Origin of the sequence: Butyricicoccus faecihominis (assembly GCF_024462775.1) — a bacterium.
GTDB classification, from domain to species: domain Bacteria; phylum Bacillota; class Clostridia; order Oscillospirales; family Butyricicoccaceae; genus Agathobaculum; species Agathobaculum faecihominis_A.
The window spans coordinates 17,294-39,302 of the sequence record NZ_JANGCE010000033.1 but is presented as its reverse complement, the minus strand read 5'-3'; the positions used below and the strand labels follow the sequence as shown (position 1 = coordinate 39,302).

Sequence of the window (22,009 nt, the reverse complement as noted above, 5' to 3'; positions counted from 1 at the left end):
GGGGGGGGGGCCGCGGGGGGCGGCCGGGGGAGGTCACCCGGCCCTACAAACGGGATGCATCGACCGAGCATGTAGGGCGGCGTGACTCACGCCGCCGTCGCGGCTACTGCCGCGTATAAAATTGCGAGCGGCGCGAGCTACCTGTGGTAGTAAAATTACTATTAACGGCAATTCCACTCCTAAAAATTTAGTGTTATGATAGCGTTACCTACACAGAAAGTTATGATGGACGGAGGAATTGAAAGTGACAGAACAAAGCGGTATGGGACAGCGAATCAAGGCGGCGCGTAAAGCCAAGGGATTGACAGGAGAACATTTATCCGAGTTGTGTCATATCAACGCGACCTATTTTCGGCAAATTGAGGCAGGCCGTAAGATTCCCAGTCTGACGGTTTTCGTTAGCCTATGCAGGGAGCTTGCGGTATCGCCAACCTATTTGCTGGAAGATTGCTTGAACGATAATGAACTGAGCGGTTTTAATGTACTTTCTGACCTATGGAAAACCGCGCCGCCCTATCAAATAGAGGTGGTGACCGCTATGATTCGCAGTGCGTTGGAATGTATGTAATCTCCTGCGCTCGCTTTGCTTTTTTTCATGAATAATCATATGATACACCTATATACTGTGTCATAAAAAGGTGTGACAACAACTATTTCGTTGTTTTGGGATTTCATCTGCGAACTAGATATGATATAATTATTCTCATTGTAAAGGGGGCGGTCGTCGATGGTCGGGGAACGTTTAAGCGAGTTGCGCAAGGACAAAGGATTAACGCAAAAAGCAATGGCCGATATCTTTGGTGTTTCGGTAAATACCATTTCTTTATATGAGCGTGATTTAATGTCACCGGAAGATGCCACAGAGGAAGCAATAGCACGTTATTTTGATGTTAGTCTGGACTATTTGCACGGCTTAACGGATAAACAACGATCGATTGCCTCGGACAATGCACAAATTATCGTATTGCGTGATGTTCCTGACACTGCGTTGACTGAAATTGCAGGCTTTTTAAACCAGATCAAAAAGAAATATAAACTGAAATAATTGGATACAAAAAACTCAAGTGCACTTTTAGAATCGGCGGCATATGAAATGCTGTAAATGATTTTAGAGGTGCATTTTGTGTTTGCAAACCTTCCTCCCGCACGCGAAAAATTGTGCTCCCCTCGGATCGGTGGTATACTGTTAGCATGAAAATCAGGAGCGAGGTGACCTGTCGATATGGAACAACAATATATGACCGATGTGGAGGCAATTTTATCGCACCGGTATGATAATGGCGCGGACTATTGGACGACGCCCGATCACAAATTGCTGAAAGGCGCGCCCTTTACGACCTTGGAAAGCGCGTTATATCTATTGGAACTCGGGGTGCCGCCGGAGGATGAGGTGATGAAACACGTCGCCGCGCTCATTTTTGACGGCTGGAGAGAGGATGGAAGAATAAAAGTTTCGCCCAGCGGCGGGATATATCCATGTCATACCGCTTTGGCGGTAAATGTTTTGTGCCGCATGGGCTATGCGGACGACGAACGGGTGAAAAAGTCGTTTGACTATTTCCTTGCAACGCAACAGCAGGATGGCGGCTGGAAGTGCAATAAATATAGCTTTGGCAGGGGCGAGGAGACCGCGTACTCCACCCCCTATACGACCTTGGAAGTCTTGGATTTGTTTCGCTATGCGCGTGTTCTCAACAAGGAGCAACGCCTCGACCGGGCGGTGGAATTTCTTTTGGAACACTGGGTCATTCGTAAGCCGATCAGCCCTTGCCACTATGGCATTGGTTCCCGGTTCTTGCAGATCGAATATCCCTTTCGCGGCTACGGCCTGTTTTACTATGTGTATGTGCTATCGTTCTATGACCGGGCCAAGGCCGACCCGCGCTTTTTAGAGGCCTTTGAAGCACTTCGATCCAAAACGGTCCATGGGGAGGTGCCGGTTGAAAGGGTCGTGCCCAAGCTCGCGGCGCTGCGTTTTTGCAAAAAAGGCGGGACGAGCGAGCTTGCCACAAGGCGCTATCAGGAGATCCTGCGGAATCTTACGGCGTGACGCTGCCGGCGGCATAAGGGCGCCGTTCCCCGCATAGGGTAGAACTAGAAATTCTATCCGATGAAAGGAGGAATGGCGGATGCTGAGAGGGATCGACGTCAGCGAGCACGACGGCGCGATTGATTGGCCGCAGGTAGCGCAGCATGGGGAACAATTCGCTGTGATTCGGTCAAGCTATGGCCTGTACAGTGTGGACGAACGCTTTGCCTATAACTATGAGCAGGCGGGAGAAGCCGGGCTGCTGCGCGGGGTCTACCATTACAGCTATGCGCTGAACGACGCGGACGCCCGCGCGGAAGCGAACCATGTGCTTTCCGTTTTGGGCACCAGACGGCCCACTATGCCCATTTGGCTCGATATGGAGGACGCGGACGGGTACAAGGCGCGGCATGGGTTTGTGTTTTCCAGACAAAACATCACTGGCCTTTGCGCGGCGTTTTTAGAGGTCATTCGTGACAATGGGAGGCCCTGCGGCGTTTACGCCAACGAGGATTGGCTGACGCATTACATCGATGTGGAGCAACTGCCGCCCTGCGACGTGTGGCTGGCGCAGTGGAGCGCAAAGCCTACCTATACGGGCCGCTATGAAATGTGGCAGTATGCCTCGACCGGGCGCGTGCCCGGCATTCCGACCAACGTAGACCTTGATCTGTGTTATAAAAACTACCGAAAGGAGCCCGAAATGACACAAGAAGAGTTTAATCGGATGTTCGATACGGCGCTGAACGGCTATCTGGCGGCGCAGGAGGAGAAGGCGCCCAGCCGCTACGCGGTAGAAGCTTGGGCCGACGCGAAGAAACAGGGCATTATGGACGGCACCGCGCCGCGCTCTTGCGCCACGCGCGAACAGCTTGCGGTCGTGCTCGATCGTCTGGGCCTATTGGATAAATAACGGAAGCACGTCCCGGGCGGCACAGGAAAACTGTGCCGCCCTTTTTGCGTACCCTATTGACAAATGGGAAGAAAGCGCCTATTATGAGTTTAGAAACTAAACTGTATAGATGCTAAAATTGGAGGATGATAGCATGAGGGACTTTTCTGAGCTGACCGCGCTGATGGAGCGCGTTGTCCATAAATATACCCGTTGGGAGGACAAAAAGCGCACCTACGGTACCGAGGTGCCGCTATCCAAGGCGGAAATCCATACGATCGCCGCCGTTGGCGATCATCCGAATATCAACATTACCGCGCTTGCGGAGGTTATGGGCGTCACGAAGGGCGCGGCTTCGCAAATGATCTATAAGCTGGTTGATAAAGGCGCGGTGGAAAAACGGGTATCGCCGGATTCGGATACCGAGGTGGTGCTGAACCTCACCGCGGCGGGAAAAAAGAATCACGAAGCACACGCGGCCTACCATCGGCAGGCGGGCGACAAAGCCTTGAACCTGCTCAGAGAAATGCCGGAGCCGCTTTTGGAAAGCATGGCGGAATATTTTGAAGCCTTCGAGAAGGTCATCGATGAAGGCTTGCGGGAAGAGTAAAGGGCGGTGAGACCATATGGCAAAACGATTACTGATTTATGATGTGGAGCCGCGTTTGGAGGCGACTTTTGACCGGCGACAGGGGATGGACCTGCTCTTTTCCGCCAACCCGCCGGTCGCGCACTGTATCGGTTGTTTTGGGTGCTGGATTAAAACGCCCGGCCGGTGTGTAATAAAGGATCGGGCTTCGGTGCTCCCTTCCTACTTTGCGCAATGCAGCGAGGTCATGATCGTCAGTCCCATTTTATATGGCGGCTATTCGGCCAATGTAAAGGCTGTTTTAGACCGTTCGATCGGTTATTTGCTGCCGTATTTCCGGTATATCGATGGACAGATGCACCATCAAATGCGGCACCAAAATCCCTTTCATCTAAACGTACACTTTTATGGAACGTGCGGCGATAACGAGCGGAGCATCGCAAAAAGATTGGTCAACGCCAACGCGATCAATTTGGGCGCGGCAGGCTGTTCGGTACTGTTTTATGAAACGGCGGAAGAAATCGGGGTGGCAACTCAATGAAAATTGTAATGTTAAGCGGCAGCCCGCGCCCAAAGCGAAGTACGTCTCTATATTTGCTGGATATCCTAAAAGATAAACTGGCGGCGGAAAACGAGATAACGATGTATCAGTCGACCGGCACCAATCTGGCTGCCTTGGCGGCTGACCTATCCGGCAGCGATGTTTTTGTGATCGCATGCCCGCTCTATGTGGATGGCGTGCCTTCCAACCTGCTGCAAGCGTTAAGCGCCGTCCAACAGGCAAGCATAACGGGACGGGAAAAGATCAGAGTCTACACGCTGGTCAACAATGGGTTTTATGACGCCGCGCAAAACAGCATAGCGATCGATATCCTTTGGAATTGGTGCGATCAGTGCGGCTTTCAAAGGGGCTGCGCGGTGGGAATCGGCGCGGGGGAAATGGTGCAGATGGCGCCAATGGGACATGGGCCGCTCGTTAATTTGGGCAAGGCGATCGATCGGCTTGTCAAGACGATAGAAGCCGGAAGCGCCCAAAATGATCTGTTTGTAGAGCCGAATCTTCCACGCTTTTTATATAAGCTGGCCGCCCATTATGGTTGGCGCAAGCAGGCGAAAGAAAACGGCTTAAAAAGCGCCGCGATCAGGAAAACCGAATGAGGATCGAAAAGAAATACCTGCTAACGCGGTATTTTTTTACCTATATTGTTTAGCTTTTATACTGTAGAGGTGCTAACTGACGCGAAAACCGGAAAGAAGGATTTATCATGCAAGAAACACACACCGAGCTGTTGGAAAACGCGCCGGTGAAGCACGCGCTTTTGCGGCTCGGCATACCGGCCATGACCGGTATGCTGATCTCCACGGTCTATAATCTGGTGGACGCTTTTTTTATCGGCAAATTGGGCACCCTGCAAACAGCCGCCGTTACGGTGGTCTATCCGCTAACCATGGTCGCCATGGGTGTGGGGCTGCTGTTTGGCAACGGGGCGGGCTCTAACATTTCTCGGCTGCTCGGCAAAAAGGATGCTGAACAGGTGGGCGCTTTCAGCAGTACGGCCATCCTTTCCGGCGTGGCGGTCATGGCCGTGCTGGCGGCCGGCATGCTTCTGTTCCTCAAGCCGCTCATGTATGCCTTGGGGGCCTCGCGGAGCAGCTATGGGTTTGCAAGGGATTACGGTATACTTTATATCATCGGGTTGATCTTCAATGTGTTCAATATGATAATGAACAACCTGATCGCGGCAGAGGGCGTTTCTTCCTTCGGCATGTTTGCGATGCTGGCGGGCGGCTGCGCCAATCTGGTGCTGGACCCGATTTTCATTTTCGCCTGCGGCTGGGGCGTGGGCGGCGCGGCGGCGGCCACGCTGCTCTCGCGCTTGGTTTCTTCCGCGTTTTATATCGGGTACCTGCTGCGGGGAAAAAGCTGCCTTCGTGTTTCGGTTCGGCGCTTTCGGCCGAATGGTAAGCTTTATGCTACAATCTTCCGTATCGGCTTGCCCGTTTGTTTGTTCCAGTTTTTGGCCGGCGCCGCGGTTACCTTGACCAACAACGCCGCAAAGCCGTTTGGCGAAGCCGCGGTAGCCGCCATGGGCATTGTCAACCGGATCATGTCCATTGAGACCAACGCGCTTTACGGCTTCTTAAAGGGGTATTCTCCGCTGGTCGGCTACAGCTACGGCGCGGGAGATCTGGCGCGCGTGCGCGAAGCGACCAGAACCGCCGCTCGTTGGAGCACGGCGGCCAATATCCTGTTTGGCGTGATCTGCATCGTGCTCGCCGGGCCGCTGATCCATCTGTTCAATCAGTCCTCCGCGCAGGTGCTGTCGATCGGCAGCGCCGCACTCCGTGTGGACGCGGTCTCCTTTATGCTGCTGGGCGTGCAGATCGTCATCGGCAATTACTTTTTGGCGACGGGCAAGGCGCGGCAGGGCGGCATGCTCAGCGTATTCCGGCAAGGATTATTTTTCATCCCGTTTCTTTTAGTGCTGAGCCGCCTTTGGGGCATTCCCGGCATGATCGGCGCCCAGCTGGCGGCGGACGTGTGCGCCACGCTGCTGACACTGGCGCTATGGAAAAAGGAACGCGCACTACTGCCCGCAGCATAAAAAGCTGCAAGATCCGTGGATTTGCATTATAATAGAAAAAGCGATTGCGCAAAAAACGTCGAGCGGTTTTTTGCAAAGTCTCCTATAATAACGATTGTCGGGAGGTGACACAGATGCAGGAACAAATAGAAGCCGTACAGCGCATGCAGGATTATATCGAAGCGCACTTGTTTGAAAATATCACGCTGGCCGATCTCGCGGCGGCGTCGCTGTTTTCACCGTGGTACGCGCACCGTCTGTTTGTCCGTCAAACCGGAATGGCCCCGGCGGATTATATCCGCAGGTTCCGCCTTTCCAAATCGGCGCTGCGGCTGCGGGACGAACCGTGCAAAATAGCGGAGGTGGCGTTTGCCATGGGGTTCGGCAGCGTGGACGGCTACCAGCGCGCGTTTCGCCGTGAATTTGGGTGCAACCCGAGCGAATACGCCGCGCATCCGGTTCCGGTCTATCTGTTCACCCCCTACGGCGTGAAGTTTAGGCATATCGAAAGGAGACCGGTCATGGAAAATTTAAAGAACGTATTTGTACAGGTGATCGAAAAGCCCGCGCGCAAGGCGCTGATCAAGCGTGGGATCAAGGCGGCCGATTATTGGACCTATTGCGAGGAGGTGGGCTGCGACGTGTGGGGCTTGCTGCAAAGCATCCGATCCATTAGCGGCGAACCGGTTTGCCTGTGGCTGCCGCTGCCGTACCGCAAGCCGGGCACCTCGGAGTATGTGCAGGGCGTCGAGGTCGGCGTGGATTACGACGGCGTCGTGCCCGAGGGCTTGGATGTGATCGACCTGCCCGCCGCCAAGTATCTGATGTTTCAGGGCGAGCCGTTCGCGGAGGAGGACTACTGTCAGGCCATCGACGAGATGCAGGCTTCGATTCAAAAGTACGATCCGGCGGTGATTGGCTATGCGTGGGATGAAACGAACCCCCGCGTGCAGTTGGAGCCGATCGGCACTAGGGGCTATATCGAGCTGCTACCGATCCGAGAGAAGCAGTAAAAAAACACAGCAGCGCACATGGCAAAACGGTTTGCCGTGTGCGCTGCTGCCAGCGTGTCAAAGAACTCCCTCGCGCCGCAGCGCGCATAAAATAGAATTTTGCCGTTTGCGGCAAAATTCATAAAAACCGGGAGCATGTATCTCGGTTTTTATACAAACCGACTTCAAGTGTGCCTGCAAGGCGCGCGCAGAAGTCGGAATTCTCGATCGAAATGGGGCTTTGTTTCGATCGACAGACTGTCAAAACTTGTTTTTTGACAGTCTGACAGCAGCGCACATGGCAAAACGGTTTGCCGTGTGCGCTGCTGCTATATGGGGTGGGTTATGGGCTTGTTTTATTCCGCCGAAAAGCGGAACACGGTTTGGTGCCGGTATGTCTCGCCGGGGCGCAGCACGGGCTGCGGGAACTGGGGCAGGGTGAGCGCGCTTGGGTAATACTGCGTTTCCAGACAGAAGCCGTGCCGCGGCGCGTATTTGACGCCGCCCTTGCCCGCGGGCATATCGGCGCGTAAAAAGTTGCCGGTGTATAGCTGCATACCGGGCATGGTGGTCTCCACATCCATGATGATGCCGGTGCGCTCGCTCCTCACACGCGCCGCCGGGCGCAGCGTACCAAAGGCGCCGTCCACGATAAAGTTGTGGTCGTACCCGCCGGCAAGGCGCAGCTGTTCAAAATCGTCGTCCCAATGCGCGCCGAGGGGCGTTTCGCGGGTCAGGTCCATCGGCGTGTCCTGCGTCGCGGCGATCTCGCCGGTCGGGATACTCGCGGCGTCGATCGGCGTGTAGCGCGCGGCGTTCAGCCGGATGCGCTGCCCGCCCACCGGACCCGCGCCGTGGCCGTCCAGATTGAAGTAGCTGTGGTTCGTCAGGTTGCAGGGTGTAGGCGCGTCGGACTCGGCGTGATAGTCGATGATCAGACTGTCCGCCGTCAGCCGATAGGTAACGGCGGCGTGCAGCGCGCCGGGATAGCCTCCTTCGCCCGCCGGGCTGTGGTATTGCAGGCTGAGTCCTTCGGAATGGATCGAGGTGATCCACTGCCGTTTATCAAAGCCAATTTCGCCGCCGTGCAGGTGGGTCGTACCGTTTTCATTGCAGGCAAGCTGATAGGCTTGCCCGTTCAGCACAAAGCGGCCCTCCGCGATGCGGTTGGCGCACCGGCCGATCAACGCGCCGATATAGCAGGTCTGCTGTTCGTAATCCTCGGCCGAATCAAAGCCGAGCACCACGTCCACGGGCTTGCCGTTCCGGTCAGGCACGGTAAGCGACTGCAAAACGCCGCCCAGCGTCAGGATCGAGGCGGAAAGCGCCCCTTCCGTCAACGTATAGCGCAGCACCGCATGGCCCGCGCGGTCGCGCCCAAAGGGCGTGCATACAATATCCATGTAAAATCACCTCACCGTTTCTATAAAGCGAAGGAACGCGGCCTGCCCTTCGTCCGTGCGGGCAAACACGCCCGCGTCCTCGAGCACGGCGGCGAACACCTTGCCGACCTCCTGCCGCAGCACGTCGCGCACATTGGCTTCGCTCAGCGGTATACGGCGCGCGATCTCCTGCGCCCACGCGGCATGGGACGCGGTGCTTTCATCCGCCGTCAGATCGGCTCCTTCGATCAGGCCCGCGGCCACGCTTTCCAGCTCGTCTTTCAGGCGGGCGGGCAGCACGGCAAGACCCATGACCTCGATCAGGCCGATGTTTTCCTTCTTGATATGGTGCTTTTCCGCGTGCGGATGGTACAGGCCGAGCGGGTGCTCCTCGGTCGTTAAATTGTTGCGCAGCACAAGGTCCAGCTCGTAATCGTCGCCGCGGCGGCGGGCAATCGGCGTGATGGTGGAATGCGGCACGCCGCCGGTCTGGGCATAGATCCGCGCGCCTTCGTCCGTATAGCCGCGCCACGCCTTCAGAATGCGATCGGCCAGCTCGATCAGGCGCTCACGGTCCGCGGCGCGCAGGCGAATGACCGACATCGGCCAGCGCACGATACCGGCGGTCACATCGTCAAAACCAGCGAACGGTACGCGCGTTTCAATCGGCGCGCGCTCCATGGCAAATTGGTAGTGACCGCCCTGAAAATGATCATGCGACAGGATGGAGCCGCCGACGATCGGCAGATCGGCGTTCGAGCCGACGAAATAGTGCGGGAACTGGGTGACGAAATCGGTCAGCTTGCGGAAACAAGCGCGGTCGATCTGCATGGGCACGTGGCGGCTGTTCAGCACGATGCAGTGCTCGTTATAGTAAACATAGGGGGAATACTGCAAAAACCACGGGCTGCCGTCGATCGTGAGGGGGATGATGCGGTGGTTCTGCCGCGCCGGGTGATCGACGCGGCCCGCGTAGCCCTCGTTTTCCGCGCAGAGCTGGCACTTCGGGTAGCCGGATTGCGGCATCTCGCGCGCGGCGGCGATGGCCTTGGGGTCTTTTTCCGGCTTGGATAGGTTGATGGTGATATCCAGCGTGCCGTAATCGGTCCCGGTCTTCCACTGCATATCCCGCGCGATGCGGTCGCGGCGTATGTAATTGGTGTTTTGGCTGAACTGATAGAACCAATCGGTCGCCTTTTGGGGCGACTGCGCGTAAAGCGCGCGGAAACGAGCGGTCACCTCGCGCGGCGGCGGGGTCAGGCGGCCCATCAGCGAGGTGTCGAACAGGTCGCGGTAAACGATGGAGTTTTCACTCGTCACGCCGCGCGCGTAAGCGTCGTCCGTCAGTTCGTCCAGCACGCCGGGCAGATCGATCGGGCCCTCATAGGCGGGCGCGTCAAAGGCGGGAAGCTGTAATACCTCCAGCAGCGCGTTCGTGGCCCACACGCGATCCTCGGGCAGGGTTAGCCCGGTCTTTTCCGCGTACGCGATCAGCTTGGCGACTGCGTTGTCGATCATGGCGGTTCGCTCCTTTTACTTGATATAGCCGTGGGGATGGGCCTTGTGCCAGTCCCACGCGGTCGCGATAATGGTGTGCAGGTCGTCGTACTGCGGTTCCCAGCCGAGCACCTCGCGGGCCTTGGCGCTCGAAGCGATTAGCTGCGCCGGGTCGCCCGCACGGCGCGGGCAAACGGTAGCCGGGATCGGGTGGCCGGTCACGCGGCGGGTCTCCTCGATGACCTCCTTGACCGAAAAGCCCACGCCGTTGCCAAGGTTAAAGATGTTGTTTTCACCGCCCGCGAGCAGGTAGTCGAGCGCCAGAATATGCGCCTGCGCCAGATCGCAAACGTGGATATAATCGCGGATGCAGGTGCCGTCCGGCGTGGGATAATCCTCGCCGAAGATGGCGATCTGCGCGCGCTGGCCGTTCGGCACTTGCAGGATCAGCGGCACAAGATGGGTCTCCGGATTGTGGGCCTCGCCGATCGAGCCGTCCGGCTGCGCGCCGCAGGCGTTGAAGTAGCGCAAGGCCACAAAGCGCAGGCCGTGCGCGGCGGAAACCCATTTCATCATCTTTTCCATCGAAAGCTTGGTCTCGCCGTAGCAGTTGGTCGGATCGGTGCGATCGGTTTCGAGGATGGGCACGCGCTCGGGCTCCCCATAGGTCGCGGCGGTGGAGGAAAAGACGATCTTCAGCACGCCGTGCGCGACCATGCTTTCCAGCAGCACCTTGGTGCCGGTCAGATTGTTATCATAATATTTCAGCGGGTCCGTCATGCTTTCGCCGACCTGACTGTTGGCGGCGAAATGGATCACGCCTTCGATCTGCTCGCTTTCCAGCACACGGTCCACAAACGCGCGGTCGCGGATGTCGCCTTCGTAAAAGCGGGCCTGCGGGTGCACGGCCGCACGGTAGCCGGTCTCCAGATTATCGGCCACGGCCACGTCGCGTCCCGCGTCGATCAGCGCGCGTACGGTGTGCGAACCAATGTAGCCCGCGCCGCCCAAAACTAAAATTGCCATAACAAAATGCCTCCTTGCATTCGGTGATCGATTCGTTAACCCGCAATAACAGCGCCGCCCTCCGGGCGGATACGCAGCACATGGCAGCAGCCCTTGCCGAACGCGGCTTCGATCCGCTCGCGGAACGTATCAAGCTGCGGGAAGGGCACAAAGGCCTGCACGGTTCCGGCAAAGCCGCCGCCATGCACACGCACCGCGCCCGTACCGCCGAGCAGGCGGCGCGCCAGCGCAATCACGAGCGGCAGGGCCTGCTGCCCCGGGGCCGACGCGCTGTACAGGTTTTGCAGGTGCTCGGACGAGGAGATGCCGGACTGGTTGACCAGATTTAAAAACTGAACAAAGTTATCGCTCTCAAGCGCTGTCGCCTGCTTTTGCGCGCACAGGTTGTCGTCGAAAAAGTGGATGGCGCGCAGCACGGCGCGGTCGCCCGCGGCCTTTCGCAGAGCGGGGATGTTTTGCCAAAACGCTTCATAGTCGACCTGCCGCAGCACATCCTTGCCGAAAAAGGCGGCCACAGCGCCCATTTCACGGGGGATGGCGGCGTAATCCTCGGTCAGGTCGGCGTGGTCGGCGCCGGAATCGATGATGCACAGCGCGTGGCCCGAAGCGGAAAGGTCGTAATCGATCTGGTGTACGATGGGCGTTTCGGGGTCCTTAAAGTCGATCGAAACAATGCCGCCCACCGCGCTGGCAAGTTGATCCATCAGCCCGCAGGGCTTGCCGAAATACACGTTTTCCGCGTATTGGCCGATCTGCGCGATCTGCACGAGCGAGACCGAATCTTGACAGAATAAGTGGTTCACGATCACGCCGATCAGCACCTCGTACGCCGCCGAGGACGAGAGGCCCGATCCGCCCAGCACGGTCGATTCGATATAGGCGTTAAACCCGCTTACCGGATGGCCGAGCGCGGTAAAACGGCGCGCCCACGCCGCGCACCAGCGCGGCGGAGGTGCCCGCTTCGCCCGGCTGTACGGCAAGATCGCCGAGCGATACCGCGATATCCGGATAACCGGCCGAGCAAATATGGATGGTATCCGTGCCGTTTGGCCCGGCGCAGGCGAGCGCGTCCAGATTGATGGCGGCGGCCAGCACGCGGCCGCGCTGATGGTCGGTATGGTTGCCGCCGATCTCGGTGCGGCCGGGGCCGCTGAACAGGCCGACCTCGCCGTCCGGCCCAAAGGTTTTTCCATATCCTGAAAGCACGTGGGATAGCCGCGCGCACAGGGCGGGCAGCTCGCTCGGGTCGCAGCCGGTCATGGCGCGCAGGCGTGAATCAAGCGCGCCGTTCCCGATTTCAGCGGAAAGGCTGCTTTGTCGTAACATATGCTCTCTCTCCATTCTTATCCGTATCAGTTGCGCAGTGCTCCTATCATCAGAATAACACTGTTTTAGTAAAAACTCAATGAAAGTTTTACTGAAAAACCCACCAAAAACGCCCTCGCTTTTTTGGTGGTTTTGCAATAGTAAAAAAGCACGCCTTGGCGTGCTCCAGCTTGTTAAAAAATCCCCTCGCGCCGCAGCGCGTATAAAGTGTCAACTTGAAGCAGCGCTTCAAGTTGAAAAAAGTGGGAGCATGTATCCAATGTCATAAAGATAAGGGAAACGCATAGGAAAAAACAAGGGATTCACCGAGCTAGTAGGGCGCGAGAAGGTGAATTGGCCGAAGGCCAAGAGAAGCTGGTCTGGACCACGCCTCGGCGCGCCGTCTCGAAGGGACGTAACACTTGCTGAGAAACCATGTCCCTTCGCTCGGCCGTACCAGCCTGTTTGATGCTCTCACTTATCCCGGTGCTTCGCTCTCGGCGCGCCGAGGGCGTCGCGCCCTACATGTTCTGTGCTTGCGATACCTTTTTGTCTTGTCTGACCTTAACTGAATGACATTGAGCATGTATCTCACCTTTTTAACAAACCGACTTCAAGTGCGCCTGTAAGGCGCGCGCAGATGCCTGAAGCACGCCGTAGCGTGCACTTTTTTGTTTATTTACTGGGTGCAAAAACGCTGTCGCGTTCGATCAGCGTGGGCGGCACGACGATCTTGAGCGGCATATCCGGCAACGCGCCGTCGGTGCGGCGGGCAAGAAGGCTCACCGCGGTGGCGCTCATTGCTTCGACGTGCGTGCTGATGCTGGTGAGCGGCGGATCGGTCAGCGCGGAAACAGCGGTGTTATTAAAGCTGATGATGGAAAGGTCGTGCGGCACACGCAGCCCGGCTTCCCGCATCGCGCCGACCGCGCCGATCGCGGCTTCTTCGTTGGCGGCCAGCAGGGCGGTGGGCATCGGCCCGCCGGCGGTCAGCCGTGCGCTGATGGCGTCGCGCGCGTCACGCGCGTTCATTTTCGCGTTAAAGAGCAGTTTGGGATCGAACAGATCCCGGTCCTGCATGTATTGAATAAAATACTGCCGCCGCACTTCCGGCGCGGGGCGCTTTTTTTGGTCCAGCTTGCAGTCCGGCCCTAAAAAGCCGATGCTGCGGTGGCCGCGCTGCATAAAATAATCAAGCGCTTGCTCGACGCCAAGGCGAAAATTCAGCACCACGGAATCAAAATGCAGCTCGTCCGGCGCGGAATCGAGAAAAACCAAATTTTCGGTGATGCTGCGCAGCGATTCAATCTGCGCTTCGGAAAAAATACCGATGGCGAGCACGCCGTCCACCGGCTGGGGCATATTCTGGCGGTAAGCGCCGTTGCGTTCCAGCAGGTGCGTGACCTCGGCGCCCAGATCGAAAAAGCGCTGCTCGGCAAAGTTTTTCAGGTATAAGTAGTAAGGATCAGCCAACTGCTGGGCCGGGGTGAGCATTTCCGCAATGGCGAAACGACGTGTGCGTATGTTCACGCGCGCCTTGCGCGTGCGCGCGGCGGTATCGTAATGCAGCTTTCCGGCGGCGTCCAGTATCGCGGCGCGCGTCGAATCGCTCACGCTCATCGTGGGGTCGTTATTGAGCACACGGGAGATCGTCGCGATGGAAAAGCCCGTATATTCCGCCAGCTCTTTTAGCGTAGCCATGCAGCCACCTTCTTTTACTAAAAAGTTTAAGCTATATTTTCATTATAACCGAAAGCCGGGACGGGTGCAAGCCGCTTATCGTACGGAAACGTGTTTTTTTCGTCGTTTTAAGCGGTTTTTTTGAAGGATATACCAGTTTATTGCATGGCACATACATTTTTCCTTTTGTTCATGACGTGATCATAAGAAGCCATATTGACACTGCAACCGGTGCGAACACGATTGCGCGCCGACAGCGCAGGGCAGGCAAACGCGTGGTGTGCCATGCGGGTTTGGGAATTTCCACATTTTGTACAGCGGCTTTCTTGACGAAAGGCGGCGGGTGTGGTATCCTCGACAGTGTAAGGGCGGCGCATGTCATGACCCGCAACGGCGCCGCATACGCTATGGGTGGAAATTGCGCCCCTTGGGGCGTGTTTCAATATAAAACTCACATACACAAAAGGAGACGAAAAATGAGAAATACCAGAAGCTGGCCGCGGCGGGCGGCCGCGGCGATCCTGACACTGACGATGGCGGCTGGGCTTGGCGCCTGCGGCGACAAGGCTGACGGCGGCGCCGCCGGCCAGAGCATCGAGGATATCATGAAGACCGCGCAGGCCAACATGGCGGATGTTAAGAGCATGAGCTATGATATGACCATGAGCATGGAAATGAAGGCGAATGACGAGACCCTGAAGATCGCCACGAGCGGCAAGGTCGACCAGATCGTCGATCCGATCACGATGAAACTGGATATGAACGTGGATATGGGCGAGGTCGGCAATATGAATACCGCCATGTACGTTGCGCAGGATGGCGATAAGTACATGCTGTACACCGGAATTGACGCGGGCGACGGCAATCTGGTTTGGCAGAAGCAGGAGATGGCCGATACCTCCGCGTTCGATCAGATGGACGCGCGCGAAAGCTTTGACCTGTATCTTTCCAGCGCGGAAAGCTTTAAGGAAAACGGTACCGAAACGGTTGCCGGCGCGGAAGCGACCCGCTATGACGGCACGATCTCCGAGGAGGACCTGGCTCAGGTGCTCGAAGCTTCCGGCGTAATGGACCAGTTTTCCAGCCTAGGCATTACGGGCGACCAGCTGGATACCATGCTCACCGATCTGGGCGACCTGCCGATCAGTCTGTGGATCTCCAAGGCGGACCAGATCCCGGTCAAGTACGAAATGGACATGACCGCGATCATGCAGAGCCTGATGGGCAAGATGATGGACAGCATGGGCGCGGGCGAGGACGATAAGCTCGACGTAGCCAACGTGCTCGTATCCATGACCGTGAGCAACATCAACGGTGTGGAAAGCATTGAAATCCCCGCGGAAGCGCTGAACGCTGCCGCCGCGTAAAAAGCAAAAGCGCAAAAAGTCTCCGATGTAAGAATCGGAGACTTTTTTTATGCGAAAAAGGCGGTGCGGCGCGTGCGCTAACGCAGCTCGCCCGACCATTCAAAGCCTTTTTTGGCGATGACGACCGCGAGCACCTCGTTGATGACCGCCGCGGCCGCGATCGTGCCCTGAATGATCTGCGCGCTTTCGGGCGCGGGGCCGCTGAGCACGGAAACGGCAATGCCGGTGAAAACGAGCGAGACGCCGGAATGCGGCAGCAGCGTAAGTCCCAAATACTTGCGCACGGTCTGCGGCGCGCCGGTAAGGGTCGCGCCCAGATAAGCGCCGCCATACTTGCCCGCCGCGCGTGAGAGGATGTATAGGGCGGTAAACAGGCCCGCGCCCAAGATCAGATGGTAATCGAGCGGCGCGCCCAAATTTAAAATGACCACGATCATCGACAAACCGAGGAACGGGTTGAAGCTGCACAGAATCCGTTCCAGCCGTACCTCGCCCACCATATTGGCAAAAACGGCGGAGAACGCCATACCGATGAGCATGAAGTTCAAAACAGGGCGCGGCATGACCCGGTAGTTCAAGTAAAAACCGGCGGCGGAGGCAAGGAGCAGGGTGCCAACGAGCAGCGCGACCGTCGGCGCGGCCCCCCGTTCCTTTTTCAGGAGCAAACCGGCCGGCACGCCCACCGCCGCGCCAATTCCCAGCGGCAGCAGCACGACTAACGCGATCATATACGCCGGTAAACGCTCGGTAGAAACACGGGAAGCCACAAGGGAGATGACCGAAAAGAACACCACAACGCCCACCATATCGTCCAGCGCGGCCATGGGGATCAGGGTTTTGGTGACCGGCCCATTGGTTTGAAATTCCCGCACGATCGAAAGCGCCGGAGCCGGAGCGGTGGCCAACGCGATGCCGCCAAAGATCACGGCGAGATAGAGCGGGATATCCATGAAATGAAAAATGATGCCAAACACCAGACTGACCACCAGAAAGGTGCCGAGCGACTGCGTCAGCGTGGTGACGATGATCTGCTTGCCGAACTGCTTGATTCGCTTCCACACAAGCTCCGTGCCGATCAGAAGGCCGACAGTGCACTCCAGAACGTGAACGGCGGCTTGGTACCACGGCGCGTCGAGCACGCTCTGATCGAGCAGCTGCAGCGCGTGCGGGCCGAGGAGCATGCCTGTGATCAGCCAGCCGAGAATAGCGGGCAGCTTGATCCTAGCGAGCAGCCTGCCCACCAGAAAAGCAAGAACGACTGTGGCCAAAAGCCTGAGAATCGGTAATAGCATAGGGCCTCCTTTGTTGCACGCGCCGTCAGTCCTTTTCCTTCGCAACGCCGTAAAGCATAAGGTCGATTAGGGCGGGCAGCTTGCTTTCGTGGTTTTCAATCAGGAGGGACAGGTCGGTGCCGCCGACAGCCTGCATTTGATAATACCCGTTGAACATCTCCTGAAAAATAAAGAAATACTCTTTGGCGGCCTGCGCCGAGATGCCGTCGCGCAATTCAATGTGATCGAGCACCGCTTGGTAGCGGGCGGCATGGAAGCCGTCGAACGCGCGGCGAAGCGTCCGAAGCTCGTTTGCCAGATGAAGCGGGGGCTGGAACAGCGTTTGAAAGAAAAGGCGCTTATACGAGGGATGGTCGGTAAAAAAGGTTTGCCGCCGCGCGAGCAGCAGCCGCAGGCTGCCCGCCGTATCGTCCGGCGGGTAAGACGCGCTTTGCAGGTATGCGGTCAGCTCGTCAAAGCAGGCCTGCACACACCGCAGATACAGCTGATCCTTGTTTTCAAAATTGTAATAGATCAGCCCCTTGGGGATATGGTTAACGCTGCAAATGTTGTTGATAGAAGCGCTTTCATAGCTTTTGCCGCCAAATTCAGCGATTGCCGCGGTTAAAATGCGCTGATACGTGCGTTTGCTCCGTTCCTCCTGCTTCATGCGCCGGCCTCCTAAAGTAGACTGTATGGTCTATTTTATACGAAATAGACCGATCGGTCAATAAATTTTTTCAAACGAATTGAGAATGGAACGGAACCACACCCCCTGCAAACACCATGGCGAATCCGGCAAGGCCTTGTGAAAAGTGCTGTTTTATTGACTTGATATGCGGGGGGACGAGTTGTATAATGGTAACAACACAATGCATAGATGTGCTTGCGGCCCGATATAAAAAAATAAACGGGGGATCACCATGAGCGTTCGTACTTCCATGTACCGCATGGTTTTTGCTTTGATCGTCTTGCCCTTTCTACTGTTTAGCTTGGTTATCACAAATCTGTACTCCAGCATACTGGAGAACATCATTGCGGATAGCCTTCGTGTGGTCGCGGATGCGCAAGTTGCGGAAATGGCGAATTTTTGTGAGCAGCAAAAAGAATATCTGGAATTTATCGGCACCATGGATCTGTCTCACGCGGCCATGCGCAGCGAGCTGGCCGGAGATATGAACCAGTATTTGGACAATGTGCTTTTGGCCCGCGTGCAAACGCTGGACTATTTGAACACCCTTGCTATCATTGACAACAAGAACCGCGTCGTCGCGTGCAGCGCGGCCCACACGGCCTTTGCGAATGAGGGCATCGATAACGTGTTGCAAGCCATGAAGGGGCAGCCCTTCCACATTTCCGACGTGTTGACGGACGCCAAGGGCCAAAAATTGCTGGTGGCGACCGCCCGGATCGAGGAGGGCGGGCAGACGCTCGGCTATATTTTGGCGGAGATCAATCTTGATTTTTACAGCGCGATCCGCGAGCGGGCCGAGCTTTGGAACGACTCGACGTTCTATTTGCTGGACGGCCGCGGGCAGATCGTCAGCGCGGGCACGCAAAACGAAAAGCGGGAAAGCTTTGTGACGAGCGCGCAGGAGCGCGAGGATTATAACGAAAAATATAGCGCCATTGATTTTGAAAAGGAACCCGAAGGCAGCTTTTGCTACACCATGAACGAAAATAGTTACATCACCTATTATTCCGACGTGGCATATACCGATTGGCGCGTGCTGCTTTCGGTGAATTTGAGCAATTACCAGTCCAAGGAGACCGTGTATTTCGTTTTGGCGTGCTCCATGGTGCTGTTATGCATCCTGCTGGCGATATGGATCGGCCGGTTTGCCTCCAAGCGGATCATCCATCCCATCAAAAGCATTTCCGGCACCCTGCAAAACATCAGGCAGGAGCAGGATTATACGCTGCGGGTAGCGGTTGAACGCAAGGATGAGCTGGGCAGCTTGGCCGGGGAAGTGAACGAGCTGCTTGACTTTATAGAAACGGAAAATCTCTATAAAACGCAGCAGCAGCGCCTGCTTCAGGCAAAGGCCGAGCAGGATGCGCTGACCAAGGTGCTGAACAAGGAGCGCATCGATCAGGTCTTGCAGGAGGCGATCGAGCGGCACCGGGCGGATTGCACGCCGATGGCGGTCCTGTTTGTGGATGTGGATGATTTTAAAGATTTCAATACACAGTATGGGCATAACGTGGGCGATCAGGTGCTTTTGTACCTCACCTCCAAGTTGGCGCAGCAAACGGGCGGCACGGTGGGCCGCGTGGGCGGAGACGAGTTTTTGGTGATCATGGAAGCGCCGGAGCAGCTTGCTTCGCTCGACGCGTTCCTGAACCGGCTGGAAGAGCCGTCGAATAACCAGTTCGTTGTGCGCGGCAGCGGCGCCCGGCTGTATGTTTATTGCAGTATCGGCGCGGTCCGTATCGACTTTGCGCAAAGCGGTATGGAGAATTTGACTTCGGCCCAAGTGACCGAACGGGCGGACGCCGCCATGTACCAAGCCAAGCACGGCGGCAAGCACGGCCACGTGATTTTAGACTATACGCCCCCCGATGTTATGGAATAAAAAGGTGTTTTCCGATAAAAAACGTATTTTCTGCGGAATCCGGGAACATTTGCAAAACTTTTTGTTGACTTTATCGCGATTAAGAGGTACAGTTAAACCATCGACCAATCATGGCGAACTAACTTAAAAGAGGTATTACATGTTTCAAGACAAAACTATCGTCTGCAAGGATTGCGGACAGGAGTTCACCTTCACAGCCAGCGAACAGGAGTTCTTTGCTGAAAAGGGCTTCACCAACGAGCCGCAGCGCTGCAAGCCCTGCCGCGATGCACGCAAAGGCAACTCCCGCGGTGGTCAGGGTGGCGGCCGCCAGATGTATGACGCTGTTTGCGCCGAGTGCGGCAAGCCCTGCAAGGTGCCCTTCGAGCCCCGCAACGACCGTCCTGTGTACTGCAGCGATTGTTTCCGCAGATAAACAGAACTCGTCTCCCATAGCTTGTTAAAAAGCACCCCAAAGCGATCGCTTTGGGGTGCTTTTTAACAAGCTATGGGAGACGAGTTCTGTTTATCTGCGGAAACAATCGCTGCAGTACACAGGACGGTCGTTGCGGGGCTCGAAGGGCACCTTGCAGGGCTTGCCGCACTCGGCGCAAACAGCGTCATACATCTGGCGGCCGCCACCCTGACCACCGCGGGAGTTGCCTTTGCGTGCATCGCGGCAGGGCTTGCAGCGCTGCGGCTCGTTGGTGAAGCCCTTTTCAGCAAAGAACTCCTGTTCGCTGGCTGTGAAGGTGAACTCCTGTCCGCAATCCTTGCAGACGATAGTTTTGTCTTGAAACATGTAATACCTCTTTTAAGTTAGTTCGCCATGATTGGTCGATGGTTTAACTGTACCTCTTAATCGCGATAAAGTCAACAAAAAGTTTTGCAAATGTTCCCGGATTCCGCAGAAAATACGTTTTTTATCGGAAAACACCTTTTTATTCCATAACATCGGGGGGCGTATAGTCTAAAATCACGTGGCCGTGCTTGCCGCCGTGCTTGGCTTGGTACATGGCGGCGTCCGCCCGTTCGGTCACTTGGGCCGAAGTCAAATTCTCCATACCGCTTTGCGCAAAGTCGATACGGACCGCGCCGATACTGCAATAAACATACAGCCGGGCGCCGCTGCCGCGCACAACGAACTGGTTATTCGACGGCTCTTCCAGCCGGTTCAGGAACGCGTCGAGCGAAGCAAGCTGCTCCGGCGCTTCCATGATCACCAAAAACTCGTCTCCGCCCACGCGGCCCACCGTGCCGCCCGTTTGCTGCGCCAACTTGGAGGTGAGGTACAAAAGCACCTGATCGCCCACGTTATGCCCATACTGTGTATTGAAATCTTTAAAATCATCCACATCCACAAACAGGACCGCCATCGGCGTGCAATCCGCCCGGTGCCGCTCGATCGCCTCCTGCAAGACCTGATCGATGCGCTCCTTGTTCAGCACCTTGGTCAGCGCATCCTGCTCGGCCTTTGCCTGAAGCAGGCGCTGCTGCTGCGTTTTATAGAGATTTTCCGTTTCTATAAAGTCAAGCAGCTCGTTCACTTCCCCGGCCAAGCTGCCCAGCTCATCCTTGCGTTCAACCGCTACCCGCAGCGTATAATCCTGCTCCTGCCTGATGTTTTGCAGGGTGCCGGAAATGCTTTTGATGGGATGGATGATCCGCTTGGAGGCAAACCGGCCGATCCATATCGCCAGCAGGATGCATAACAGCACCATGGAGCACGCCAAAACGAAATACACGGTCTCCTTGGACTGGTAATTGCTCAAATTCACCGAAAGCAGCACGCGCCAATCGGTATATGCCACGTCGGAATAATAGGTGATGTAACTATTTTCGTTCATGGTGTAGCAAAAGCTGCCTTCGGGTTCCTTTTCAAAATCAATGGCGCTATATTTTTCGTTATAATCCTCGCGCTCCTGCGCGCTCGTCACAAAGCTTTCCCGCTTTTCGTTTTGCGTGCCCGCGCTGACGATCTGCCCGCGGCCGTCCAGCAAATAGAACGTCGAGTCGTTCCAAAGCTCGGCCCGCTCGCGGATCGCGCTGTAAAAATCAAGATTGATCTCCGCCAAAATATAGCCGAGCGTCTGCCCGCCCTCCTCGATCCGGGCGGTCGCCACCAGCAATTTTTGGCCCTTGGCGTCCGTCAACACGTCGGAAATGTGGAAGGGCTGCCCCTTCATGGCTTGCAACACGTTATCGATGCCCTCATTCGCAAAGGCCGTGTGGGCCGCGCTGCACGCGACGACGCGGTTCTTGTTGTCAATGATAGCAAGGGTGTTCAAATAGTCCAGCGTTTGCACGCGGGCCAAAAGCACATTGTCCAAATACTGGTTCATATCTCCGGCCAGCTCGCTGCGCATGGCCGCGTGAGACAGATCCATGGTGCCGATAAATTCCAGATATTCTTTTTGCTGCTCACAAAAATTCGCCATTTCCGCAACTTGCGCATCCGCGACCACACGAAGGCTATCCGCAATGATGTTCTCCAGTATGCTGGAGTACAGATTTGTGATAACCAAGCTAAACAGTAGAAAGGGCAAGACGATCAAAGCAAAAACCATGCGGTACATGGAAGTACGAACGCTCATGGTGATCCCCCGTTTATTTTTTTATATCGGGCCGCAAGCACATCTATGCATTGTGTTGTTACCATTATACAACTCGTCCCCCCGCATATCAAGTCAATAAAACAGCACTTTTCACAAGGCCTTGCCGGATTCGCCATGGTGTTTGCAGGGGGTGTGGTTCCGTTCCATTCTCAATTCGTTTGAAAAAATTTATTGACCGATCGGTCTATTTCGTATAAAATAGACCATACAGTCTACTTTAGGAG

General features: G+C 56.2%; 23 protein-coding genes. 13 read left to right on the top strand and 10 right to left on the bottom strand.

Features of this window, described 5'->3' with window-relative positions; genetic code table 11:
• Window positions 1-244 precede the first annotated feature (244 nt).
• The 9 genes from NE562_RS14705 to NE562_RS14665 all read left to right on the top strand — a co-directional run bounded on the left by NE562_RS14705 (window position 245) and on the right by NE562_RS14665 (window position 7,108).
• Window positions 245-568, top strand: a complete 324-nt coding sequence (locus tag NE562_RS14705; protein ID WP_280963150.1) for a helix-turn-helix domain-containing protein — start codon at window positions 245-247, stop codon at window positions 566-568.
• A 159-nt stretch (window positions 569-727) separates the two neighbouring features.
• Window positions 728-1,045: a helix-turn-helix domain-containing protein gene (locus NE562_RS14700; RefSeq protein WP_280963151.1), complete on the top strand. Its 318-nt coding sequence runs from the start codon at window positions 728-730 to the stop codon at window positions 1,043-1,045.
• Between the two features lie 177 nt (window positions 1,046-1,222).
• Window positions 1,223-2,050 (top strand): prenyltransferase, encoded by an 828-nt coding sequence (locus tag NE562_RS14695; RefSeq protein ID WP_280963152.1) that lies wholly within the window; start codon window positions 1,223-1,225, stop codon window positions 2,048-2,050.
• Window positions 2,051-2,129: 79 nt separating this feature from the next.
• Entirely contained in the window at window positions 2,130-2,942 is an 813-nt protein-coding gene (locus NE562_RS14690; RefSeq protein WP_280963153.1) for a glycoside hydrolase family 25 protein, read from the top strand.
• A 133-nt stretch (window positions 2,943-3,075) separates the two neighbouring features.
• Window positions 3,076-3,531, top strand: a complete 456-nt coding sequence (locus NE562_RS14685; RefSeq protein ID WP_280963154.1) for a MarR family winged helix-turn-helix transcriptional regulator — start codon at window positions 3,076-3,078, stop codon at window positions 3,529-3,531.
• Window positions 3,532-3,547: 16 nt separating this feature from the next.
• The gene (locus NE562_RS14680) at window positions 3,548-4,051 is read left to right on the top strand and encodes a flavodoxin family protein (RefSeq protein ID WP_280963155.1); all 504 of its coding nucleotides are present in this window, start codon (window positions 3,548-3,550) and stop codon (window positions 4,049-4,051) included.
• The gene (locus NE562_RS14675; protein WP_280963156.1) at window positions 4,048-4,668 is read left to right on the top strand and encodes an NAD(P)H-dependent oxidoreductase; all 621 of its coding nucleotides are present in this window, start codon (window positions 4,048-4,050) and stop codon (window positions 4,666-4,668) included. The genes NE562_RS14680 and NE562_RS14675 overlap by 4 nt, the downstream gene beginning before the upstream one ends.
• Window positions 4,669-4,775: 107 nt before the next feature.
• Window positions 4,776-6,116: an MATE family efflux transporter gene (locus NE562_RS14670; protein WP_280963157.1), complete on the top strand. Its 1,341-nt coding sequence runs from the start codon at window positions 4,776-4,778 to the stop codon at window positions 6,114-6,116.
• Between the two features lie 113 nt (window positions 6,117-6,229).
• Window positions 6,230-7,108, top strand: a complete 879-nt coding sequence (locus tag NE562_RS14665) for a helix-turn-helix domain-containing protein (RefSeq protein ID WP_280963158.1) — start codon at window positions 6,230-6,232, stop codon at window positions 7,106-7,108.
• Between the two features lie 335 nt (window positions 7,109-7,443).
• On the opposite strand, the gene NE562_RS14660 is transcribed toward NE562_RS14665, so the two are convergent.
• From NE562_RS14660 to NE562_RS14640, 5 genes are read right to left on the bottom strand one after another with little or no spacing between them, the layout of a single operon-like run.
• Entirely contained in the window at window positions 7,444-8,490 is a 1,047-nt protein-coding gene (locus tag NE562_RS14660; RefSeq protein WP_280963159.1) for an aldose epimerase family protein, read from the bottom strand.
• A 6-nt stretch (window positions 8,491-8,496) separates the two neighbouring features.
• The gene (locus NE562_RS14655; protein WP_280963160.1) at window positions 8,497-9,987 is read right to left on the bottom strand and encodes a UDP-glucose--hexose-1-phosphate uridylyltransferase; all 1,491 of its coding nucleotides are present in this window, start codon (window positions 9,985-9,987) and stop codon (window positions 8,497-8,499) included.
• 15 nt (window positions 9,988-10,002) lie between these two features.
• A complete protein-coding gene (gene galE, locus NE562_RS14650; protein WP_280963161.1) occupies window positions 10,003-10,992 on the bottom strand; it encodes a UDP-glucose 4-epimerase GalE in 990 nt (329 codons plus the stop codon).
• Between the two features lie 35 nt (window positions 10,993-11,027).
• Window positions 11,028-11,972, bottom strand: a complete 945-nt coding sequence (locus NE562_RS14645) for a galactokinase (RefSeq protein ID WP_280963162.1) — start codon at window positions 11,970-11,972, stop codon at window positions 11,028-11,030.
• Window positions 11,875-12,318, bottom strand: a complete 444-nt coding sequence (locus tag NE562_RS14640; protein ID WP_280963163.1) for a galactokinase family protein — start codon at window positions 12,316-12,318, stop codon at window positions 11,875-11,877. Before NE562_RS14640 ends, NE562_RS14645 begins: the two co-directional genes overlap by 98 nt.
• Window positions 12,319-12,397: 79 nt before the next feature.
• Here NE562_RS14640 and NE562_RS14635 point away from each other — a divergent pair, with 79 nt between their 5' ends.
• Complete coding sequence (locus tag NE562_RS14635) at window positions 12,398-12,586, top strand: hypothetical protein (RefSeq protein WP_280963164.1); 189 nt, start codon at window positions 12,398-12,400, stop codon at window positions 12,584-12,586.
• Between the two features lie 386 nt (window positions 12,587-12,972).
• Here the strand turns inward: NE562_RS14635 and NE562_RS14630 are convergent, their stop codons facing one another.
• Window positions 12,973-13,998, bottom strand: coding sequence for a LacI family DNA-binding transcriptional regulator (locus NE562_RS14630; protein WP_280963165.1), 1,026 nt, complete (start codon window positions 13,996-13,998; stop codon window positions 12,973-12,975).
• Between the two features lie 455 nt (window positions 13,999-14,453).
• On the opposite strand from NE562_RS14630, the gene NE562_RS14625 reads away from it, so the two are divergent.
• Window positions 14,454-15,344, top strand: coding sequence for a DUF6612 family protein (locus NE562_RS14625; RefSeq protein ID WP_280963166.1), 891 nt, complete (start codon window positions 14,454-14,456; stop codon window positions 15,342-15,344).
• A 77-nt stretch (window positions 15,345-15,421) separates the two neighbouring features.
• Here NE562_RS14625 and NE562_RS14620 read toward each other — a convergent pair whose 3' ends face one another.
• Together NE562_RS14620 and NE562_RS14615 are read right to left on the bottom strand one after the other, a co-directional pair.
• Window positions 15,422-16,636: a cation:proton antiporter gene (locus NE562_RS14620; RefSeq protein ID WP_280963167.1), complete on the bottom strand. Its 1,215-nt coding sequence runs from the start codon at window positions 16,634-16,636 to the stop codon at window positions 15,422-15,424.
• 25 nt (window positions 16,637-16,661) lie between these two features.
• Window positions 16,662-17,285 (bottom strand): TetR/AcrR family transcriptional regulator, encoded by a 624-nt coding sequence (locus NE562_RS14615; protein ID WP_280963168.1) that lies wholly within the window; start codon window positions 17,283-17,285, stop codon window positions 16,662-16,664.
• Between the two features lie 253 nt (window positions 17,286-17,538).
• On the opposite strand from NE562_RS14615, the gene NE562_RS14610 reads away from it, so the two are divergent.
• Window positions 17,539-19,191, top strand: a complete 1,653-nt coding sequence (locus NE562_RS14610; protein ID WP_280963169.1) for a sensor domain-containing diguanylate cyclase — start codon at window positions 17,539-17,541, stop codon at window positions 19,189-19,191.
• A 139-nt stretch (window positions 19,192-19,330) separates the two neighbouring features.
• Window positions 19,331-19,606 (top strand): zinc-ribbon domain containing protein, encoded by a 276-nt coding sequence (locus tag NE562_RS14605; protein ID WP_280963170.1) that lies wholly within the window; start codon window positions 19,331-19,333, stop codon window positions 19,604-19,606.
• 90 nt (window positions 19,607-19,696) lie between these two features.
• Here the strand turns inward: NE562_RS14605 and NE562_RS14600 are convergent, their stop codons facing one another.
• Both NE562_RS14600 and NE562_RS14595 read right to left on the bottom strand, forming a co-directional pair.
• Window positions 19,697-19,972: a zinc-ribbon domain containing protein gene (locus NE562_RS14600; RefSeq protein ID WP_280963170.1), complete on the bottom strand. Its 276-nt coding sequence runs from the start codon at window positions 19,970-19,972 to the stop codon at window positions 19,697-19,699.
• A 139-nt stretch (window positions 19,973-20,111) separates the two neighbouring features.
• Complete coding sequence (locus NE562_RS14595) at window positions 20,112-21,764, bottom strand: sensor domain-containing diguanylate cyclase (RefSeq protein WP_280963169.1); 1,653 nt, start codon at window positions 21,762-21,764, stop codon at window positions 20,112-20,114.
• Between the last annotated feature and the right edge of the window lie 245 nt (window positions 21,765-22,009).